Source organism: Aeromonas sp. HMWF015 (assembly GCF_963878965.1).
In the GTDB taxonomy this organism is placed as follows: domain Bacteria; phylum Pseudomonadota; class Gammaproteobacteria; order Enterobacterales; family Aeromonadaceae; genus Aeromonas; species Aeromonas veronii.
Map to the genome: position 1 here is coordinate 1 of NZ_CAWNZT010000040.1, position 7,365 is coordinate 7,365.

Here is a 7,365-nt window from a genome sequence, read left to right on the forward strand (position 1 = left end):
AGCATACACATGCCAACTCCATGTTATATCAGCATCGAAGGTAAAACCCAGGGCAACATCACCGCTGGTGCTTTCACCTCCGATTCCGTCGGCAACATCTTCGTTCAAGGTCACGAAGACGAGATGCTGGTACAAGAGTTCAATCACCAAGTAACCGTCCCGACTGACCCGCAATCCGGTCAGCCTGCCGGTCAGCGTGTCCACAAGCCGTTCAAGTTCACCGTTGCCCTGAACAAAGCCGTGCCGCTGATGTACAACTCTCTGGCGTCCGGCGAGATGCTGCCGAAAGTGACCCTGAAGTGGTACCGCACCTCCGTTGAGGGCAAGCAAGAGCACTTCTTCTCTACTGTGCTGACCGATGCCACCATCGTTGACATCGACTGCCAGATGCCCCACTGCCAAGACCCGGCGAAGTCTGACTTCACCCAGCTGATCCAGGTTTCTCTTGCTTACCGCAAGATTGACTGGGAACACACCGTTGCCGGTACCTCTGGTGCTGACGACTGGCGTGCGCCTATCGAGGCGTAACGGCTCGTTTTCCTTTCTTTGTTTTAGTTCTCTAGAAGTGCAGTCCACGTGGTCCGTATCCGTAGCACGTAGATGTTTCCCCAGCCTGATTAATCCCGCAGGCTGGGGCTTTTATGTTTTGCCATCCCCCTGTTTTTCAGGTTCGGGGCGGAGTGATGGCAAAGCACACAAGAGGTTTAAGTTATGTGTCCCTCCATTGCACTGCTCGGTGACATCGGCACCGACCACGATGGCTTTCCACCGACCTCGGTGACAGCGGCCAGTCCTGATGTCTTTCTCGATGGTAAGCCTGTTGCCCGTCAAGGCGACCCGCTAGCGCCCCACGACAAGCCCAATAACCCGCCGCACCCACGGGCCATTGCCGGTGGTGTTGGCTCTGTGTTGGTGAACGGCAAGCCCATCGCTGTTACAGGCACAGCGGTGGATTGTGGTGGCGTGGTAATTGGTTCGGGCAGTGGGCAAGCAGGATAAGGAGCAAGGTCATGGCACAGAGCACAGGATTACAATTCACCGTCAAGGTTGGGGCGCTGGCTGACAGTACCTTTGCTGTCGCGAGCTTCAAGCTTGATGAGGGCTTGAACCGCCCATTTAACCTCCATCTGGAGGTGGCCAGCCACCAACCGGATATCGATTTTGGTGCCGTGCTGGACCAGCCCTGTGAGCTGCTGGTGTGGTACAACGGTGAGCTGCAACGCCGGGTCTGCGGCGTAGTGAGTGAGTTTGCGCAAGGGGACAGCGGCTTTCGCCGCACCCGCTATAGCATTGAGGTGAAACCCGCTTTATGGCGGCTGGGGCTGCGCCAGAACTCCCGCATCTTTCAGGCCCAGAAGCCTGATGAAATCCTCAGTATCCTGCTGCAAGAGCACGGCATTACCGATTACGCCTTTGCGCTCAAGAATGAGCATGCCCAGCGCGAATATTGCGTGCAGTATCGGGAGACCGACCTCGATTTCGTGAATCGCCTCGCTGCCGAAGAGGGGCTCTTCTACTTCCACGAATTTGAAGCAGGCAAACACCGCATCGTGTTTGCCGACGACGCGGCAGCCCTAACTGCAGGCCCCGAGCTCTTCTTCAACCTCGGCAACCGCTCGCTGGAACAGGGCGCCTATGTGCGTCAGTTCCACTACCGCGAATCAGTGCGCCCTTCAGATGTGGAGCTCAAGGACTACAGCTTTAAAACCCCGGCTTACGGCCTCTCTCAGAAGAAAATGGGGGCAGAGCTCGAGCATCAACGGGACACCTACCAGCATTTTGACTATCCTGGCCGCTACAAAGAGGACCCGAGTGGCAAGGCGTTTGCCCAGCACCGGCTCGATGCGCTGCGCAATGACGCAGTGGCAGGCAGTGGCAAGTCCAACAGCGCAGCTCTGCTGCCGGGACAGTTCTTCTCGCTCACCGAACACCCCAACAGCGGCCTCAACACCGACTGGCAAATCGTCCATATCCGCCATACCGGTGAACAGCCGCAGGCGCTGGAGGAAGAGGGTGGCAGCGGTCCCACCGTCTACCACAACGAATTTGGCGTAGTGAAGGCAAGCACCACTTGGCGCGCCCGTATCGGCAGCCCCGAGGCGCCCCACAAGCCCATGGTGGATGGCCCGCAAATCGCTAGCGTGGTTGGCCCCGAGGGTGAAGAGATTTACTGCGACGAGCATGGCCGGGTCAAACTGCAGTTCCCGTGGGACCGCTACGGTTCAAGCAACGACCAGAGCTCCTGTTGGGTGCGAGTGAGCCAAGGCTGGGCTGGCGGCCAATACGGCATGATGGCCATCCCCCGTGTTGGTCATGAGGTCATAGTTTCATTTCTGGAAGGAGACCCCGACCAGCCCATCGTGACGGGGCGCACCTTTCATGCCACCAACCGGCCACCTTACGACTTACCGGCCAACAAGACCCGCACCGTGCTGCGCACCGAAACCCATCAGGGGGAGGGCTTTAACGAGCTGCGTTTCGAAGACCAGGCGGGTCAGGAAGAGATTTACATCCACGGTCAGAAAGACCTGAACGTACTTATCGAAAATGATGCGGCGTGGCACATCAAGCACGACCAGCACACTGACATCGACAACGAGCGGGTGACCCGCATAAAGGCCAACGACCACCTGACGGTGGAGGGCGAGAAGCGCGACCACATCAAGGCGGACTACTCGCTCACGGTCGATGCGTCCCTGCACCAGAAGCTGGCCCAGTCGCTGCTGGTTGAGGCGGGCCAAGAGGTTCACATCAAGGCCGGTAACAAGATTGTGCTGGAAGCAGGCTCCGAGCTGACCCTCAAGGTCGGCGGCAGCTTTGTGAAGGTTGACCCCAGTGGCGTCACCCTGGTCGGTCCCACCATCAAGATGAACTCTGGCGGTAGTCCCGGCTCGGGCTCCGGTTGGGCTGGTCAAATGCCCGGCTTACCGGGGGCGGTCAAGGTGCCACCCGCACCACCAGCGACCATCCATGCGAGCGCGATTCAAAAGAGCATGGAGTCCATGGCCCCGTTGGTGAAGCCCTGCCCCTTTGCCCAGGGAGGTAAGGCATGACTTTTCAAGAATGGCGCAGCCAATATCCCGGCAAACTGTTTGCCATCGTCGATGCTGCGCTCGATACCACCGCAGTAGCGGACTACTGCAACCAAGGTGGTGCCAATGCCATCCCCTTGTTTGCCGGTACCGCCTTTGCTGAGCAGTCCGAACAAGGCCCCTGGCTACTGCCCGACCCAGCTCCTGAGTTTATTGCGGCTCACCCGCAACTGGGGGGCGTCTACGTCACAAGCGATGCGGCTATCGATGTCGTCCAGCAGCACTGGCAAAGCCTGATAGAGGTGGCTTTTGAAGGTGAGGTTATGTGGCTGCGTTATGCTGATAATCGGGTCTTTCCCAAGATGCTGGCCACCATGAGTCAACAGGATCTCGATGATGTGCTCGGCCCCTGCTCAAGCCTCTGGGCCAACGATAGTGTGTGGCAGCGAACGCCTGATGCTGAATTCACGCACCGCCAAGCGCCCTGGTTTCGCATTCAGCCTCACCACCTGACACCTCTGTATGACGAAAGTCGTCACGCCTACATCCTCTCTCGCCAACTCTGGCAACGGATGGGGGATATGATGGCGCGTCATCCCAATCCGGGAGCCACTATTACCACCATCCTCAAGCAGGCCAATCAAGTTGGGCTGGTAGGCGACGTCCTTGATGGCGTGGTAGCTGGCGCTCTCGCTCTACAGGCAAAGATGGCGATAGATGCCATCAGAGCGCCGTTGATGCTGACCGACGACGAAATGGCTCAGGTGAATAACTGGCTGAACAAACACCCTGAATTGATAGGAGCCAGCTAATGGCGATTTCTCCATACTGCATCCCCTGTGAACAATATAACTGCTGGATTGAGATAGACGTTCGCGATGAACAGAACCGCTCGTTCAAGGGCCAAAAGGCCACTTTGACCGATGAAACTGGCAAAACCCAAACCGTGACCCTGAAAGACGGCCCAACCCTGGTGGAAGGCTTTGCGGTGGGGCCGGTAACGGTCAAGCTGGAGACCCAACCCTGGCTCAAAGCAGCCCAATCCCGTGAAGCCCTCAAGGAGGGCGAGACCAGCCAGGTCCCCGCCTACACCGAGAAGTTTTGGGGGCACTGTGACGTGAAGCGCAAGCATGTCAAAGTGACCACCGGCGACCTCTGCCTCACTGACCCAGAGCAGCCGCTACCGGAAGGGCACAAAGCCGGGCAAGCCCAGTCGTCGCAGGAAGGACAGAAAGCCGGGCAGGCCCAACCACCGCGCTTTATCACCAAGCACTCCTACGTGATTGAGGTGAAGGGCTATCAGCTCACCACCCTGCGTATCGGGGTGTTCTTTGATGGCACTTCCAATAACACCTTCAATCATGCAAAGGGGAAAAATGCACTGGAGGCTGCACTAGCCGAGTGCAGCCCGCAAGAGCAGGCGGTGTTACTAGAGCAGTGCTTTGAGGGAACGCTGCCGGGTGGTCTCAATAACAGTGAGAAAAATGACATCACCAATATTGGCAAGGCAAGTGACTTATATTTGCTCAGTGACAAAGCACCATTGTTGAGCATCCCTGTCTATATAGAAGGTATTGGCACAGCCAAAGGGCAGGATGACACCAAGGCTGGGGCGGGGGCCGACAAGGGAGAGACCTCCAGCACCTCGCGGGTTGAGCAGGCGTGCCGCACCCAGATCGTGGCGAAGATAAAAGAGCAACTGAGTGAAATTCTGCCCAGTATCGAGTGCATCCACAAGGTCGAGTTCGATGTGTTTGGTTTTAGCCGGGGGGCCTCAGCCGCCCGCCAGTTTGTCAATCGCATCGACCAGAAGGGGGACCACCCCTTGGTGGAAGCGATGGCTAATGCCCCCGATATCCCCCTGAAAGCGGGCTTTGACTGGAGCAGCCGCGATGATGTGCGTATCCAGTTTGTCGGGCTGTTTGATACCGTCATCAGCTCCTATCTGTGGGGCAAACGCAGTGTGACGCTGGCCCCCAACTGCGCCGAGCGGGTGGTGCATATTATTGCGGCCGATGAGTGGCGCTATCACTTTGATCTGACCCGGATTAAAAATCTGGCCAGCGATCTGCCCGCTACCTTTACCGAGGTGATCATCCCCGGTGCTCACTCCGATATTGGCGGTGGCTATTACAGCCGCTGGAGTCTGCGTGATCCCAACTACGCGTCCCCCGTCATCACCGAAAACAAGGTGATCGCCACCTTTCAGTCAACCGAATCGCGCTACAGCACGGCTACCAAGTCAGATGCATATAGCAAGGCAACCGCCTATGCCAAAATGCGCGCTGCGCAGGGGTGGGCCAAGGGCGTTGAGCTGCTCTCCTCATATAACAACACAACGGTATCGGGCTACCTCAATGTGCGCCCCCAACGTCCTGAGACCGTGAGCAAAGACGCGTCAGAGCAGGAAGTGAAAGTAGATGTGGTGCTGCACCGGGTGGTGGAGGGCGAATATTCACGCATCCCGCTCCATATGATGGTGGAAGCTGCGCGGGATGCCGGTGTACCGTTCGACAAATGGAACCCCATGCGACGTGATCTGATGATGAACAGCGCCCTTTCATACCCCACCTTAAACCTAGCTGTGCTCGATGCGCGCTGGGTCGATGCAGCCAAACGGCGCGGCGAGGTGGTTGATTTGACTCGCACCCTCTCGCCGCAGGAGTATCACGCACTGCGGCTCGGTTATTTGCACTACAGCGCAGATACCGGGATGGTCAATAAACCCAATCGGGTTGGCGACCAAGAGGTGCGCCAAGTCACAGACAATCAAAAGGGAGGTTATTAATGCGCAGAATATTGTTGTTGCTGCTGTTACCGTTTGTCACCGCCTGCCAGGCTGCTCCCTCCGTGCCCCACGATCTGGATTGGGGGCATATGGTGGGCACCAATGCTGATCAGATCTGGGTGACAGAGGTGCACTTTTATCGTCAAGGCGAGTTGGTGGATGCCTCAACCAATGGGGCTATCAGGTCAGTTAGCGACCAATCTCTCAAAGGGAAAGATTATCGCTGGAGCATAGGCAAGGGCCGCCGTGATATTCACCCCGCTCCCGATCGGGTTGAACTGGAATGGGTGTCATATCACGACAAGAAGCGCTATCGCATCAGCCTTGATTTACCCGCCGCGCTGCTGGAAAGGATGATAGCGCAGCGTTACCGGGTCAAGGTCGGCAACGAGTGGCGCGAAGAGCGCCGCGATAATATTGGATTAGGCATGGCAACCGGGGGCTATGTCGAGGCGTTTTTGAGAGACCCTCGCGTCACCCCCGATATCCTGCTGGCCAGAGGGATAGCAAAAGAGGTGACGGATGATCCCTATGATCAACGCTTCCCTCTCTCCAGCCAATTTGAGAACTCTTGGGCTGACTTTGATGCCAACTATCGTCATTTCTACCAGCAATACCCGGTTCCCACCGGTATGGCGTGGGCGCCCGTGATGGATGCCTACCGCGCTGCACAGCCCAAAACAGATATTGACCCGGTCCAATGATGACCTCCATGCGCTGGGTTCTCTTATTACTGCTGTTGCCGTTAGTCGCAGCCTGCCAAACAGCCCCCACAGGCCCCAAGCAACTGGACTGGCGCCATATGGTGGGTTCGAACGCTGATGAGTTATGGGTGACGGAGGTACTCTTTTATCGTCAAGGTAAGTTGGTGGATGCCTCGACCAATGGTTCTGCCGGTTTTGTCGGCCCTAAAGCTCTTAAGGCCAAAGATTATCGCTGGCGCATTGGCAAGGGGCGTCGTGATATTCACCCCGCCCCCGATCGGGTAGAAGTTGAGTGGATTTCATTCCACGATAAAAAGCGATATCGCATTAGCTTGGCGTTGCCAGCAGAACTGGAAAGCATGATTGCGCAAACTTATCGCATCAAGGTAAGGGATGAGTGGCGTGAAGTTCGCCGAGATAACATTGGCTTAGGTATGGCCACCGGCGGCTATGTGGAAGCATTTTTAACCAACGCTAAAGTGAAGCCTGATATCTTGCTGGCCAGGGGGATTGCTCAGGAAATTCAAACCTCGCAAGACAAGGAAAATCCTGTCACCAAAGTATACAAAGAGTGGTTCGACGATTTTGAAAAAGCATACGGTAATGCCTACAAGCAATACCCTACTCCCAGTGGTATGGCTTGGGCTCCGATCATGGATGCTTACCGCGCTGCACAGCCTAAGACGGATACCAATCCGGTCAATTGATTTGGATAGCGGTCTAAGAGGTTTCAATGAAGCAGTACCAAAACTGGCTGGCCCAGTATCTGATTTGTCGTCGTGATAACGACCATGCCATGGCAGCAGAATTGGCCGAGAGCATCTGTGCTTTCTGGCAGGCC

General features: G+C 56.6%; 7 protein-coding genes. All 7 read left to right on the forward strand.

Annotation, left to right across the window (positions count from 1 at the left end):
• Window positions 1-9 precede the first annotated feature (9 nt).
• The 7 genes from hcp1 (at window position 10) to AACS18_RS01965 (ending at window position 7,231) form a co-directional block, all read left to right on the forward strand.
• Window positions 10-528 (forward strand): type VI secretion system effector Hcp1, encoded by a 519-nt coding sequence (gene hcp1 / locus AACS18_RS01935; RefSeq protein ID WP_042019066.1) that lies wholly within the window; start codon window positions 10-12, stop codon window positions 526-528.
• A gap of 183 nt (window positions 529-711) precedes the next feature.
• On the forward strand, window positions 712-999 hold the full coding sequence (locus tag AACS18_RS01940) for a type VI secretion system PAAR protein (protein WP_108613568.1): 288 nt from the start codon (window positions 712-714) through the stop codon (window positions 997-999).
• An 11-nt stretch (window positions 1,000-1,010) separates the two neighbouring features.
• Entirely contained in the window at window positions 1,011-3,053 is a 2,043-nt protein-coding gene (locus tag AACS18_RS01945; protein WP_108613569.1) for a type VI secretion system Vgr family protein, read from the forward strand.
• The gene (locus tag AACS18_RS01950) at window positions 3,050-3,844 is read left to right on the forward strand and encodes a DUF4123 domain-containing protein (protein ID WP_108613570.1); all 795 of its coding nucleotides are present in this window, start codon (window positions 3,050-3,052) and stop codon (window positions 3,842-3,844) included. Before AACS18_RS01945 ends, AACS18_RS01950 begins: the two co-directional genes overlap by 4 nt.
• Window positions 3,844-5,820: a phospholipase effector Tle1 domain-containing protein gene (locus tag AACS18_RS01955; protein WP_108613571.1), complete on the forward strand. Its 1,977-nt coding sequence runs from the start codon at window positions 3,844-3,846 to the stop codon at window positions 5,818-5,820. Before AACS18_RS01950 ends, AACS18_RS01955 begins: the two co-directional genes overlap by 1 nt.
• Window positions 5,820-6,524: a DUF2931 family protein gene (locus AACS18_RS01960; protein ID WP_108613572.1), complete on the forward strand. Its 705-nt coding sequence runs from the start codon at window positions 5,820-5,822 to the stop codon at window positions 6,522-6,524. Before AACS18_RS01955 ends, AACS18_RS01960 begins: the two co-directional genes overlap by 1 nt.
• A gap of 8 nt (window positions 6,525-6,532) precedes the next feature.
• Window positions 6,533-7,231 carry a DUF2931 family protein gene (locus AACS18_RS01965; protein WP_108613573.1) on the forward strand — a complete coding sequence of 233 codons (699 nt, stop codon included), beginning with the start codon at window positions 6,533-6,535 and terminating at the stop codon, window positions 7,229-7,231.
• Window positions 7,232-7,365: the final 134 nt, after the last annotated feature.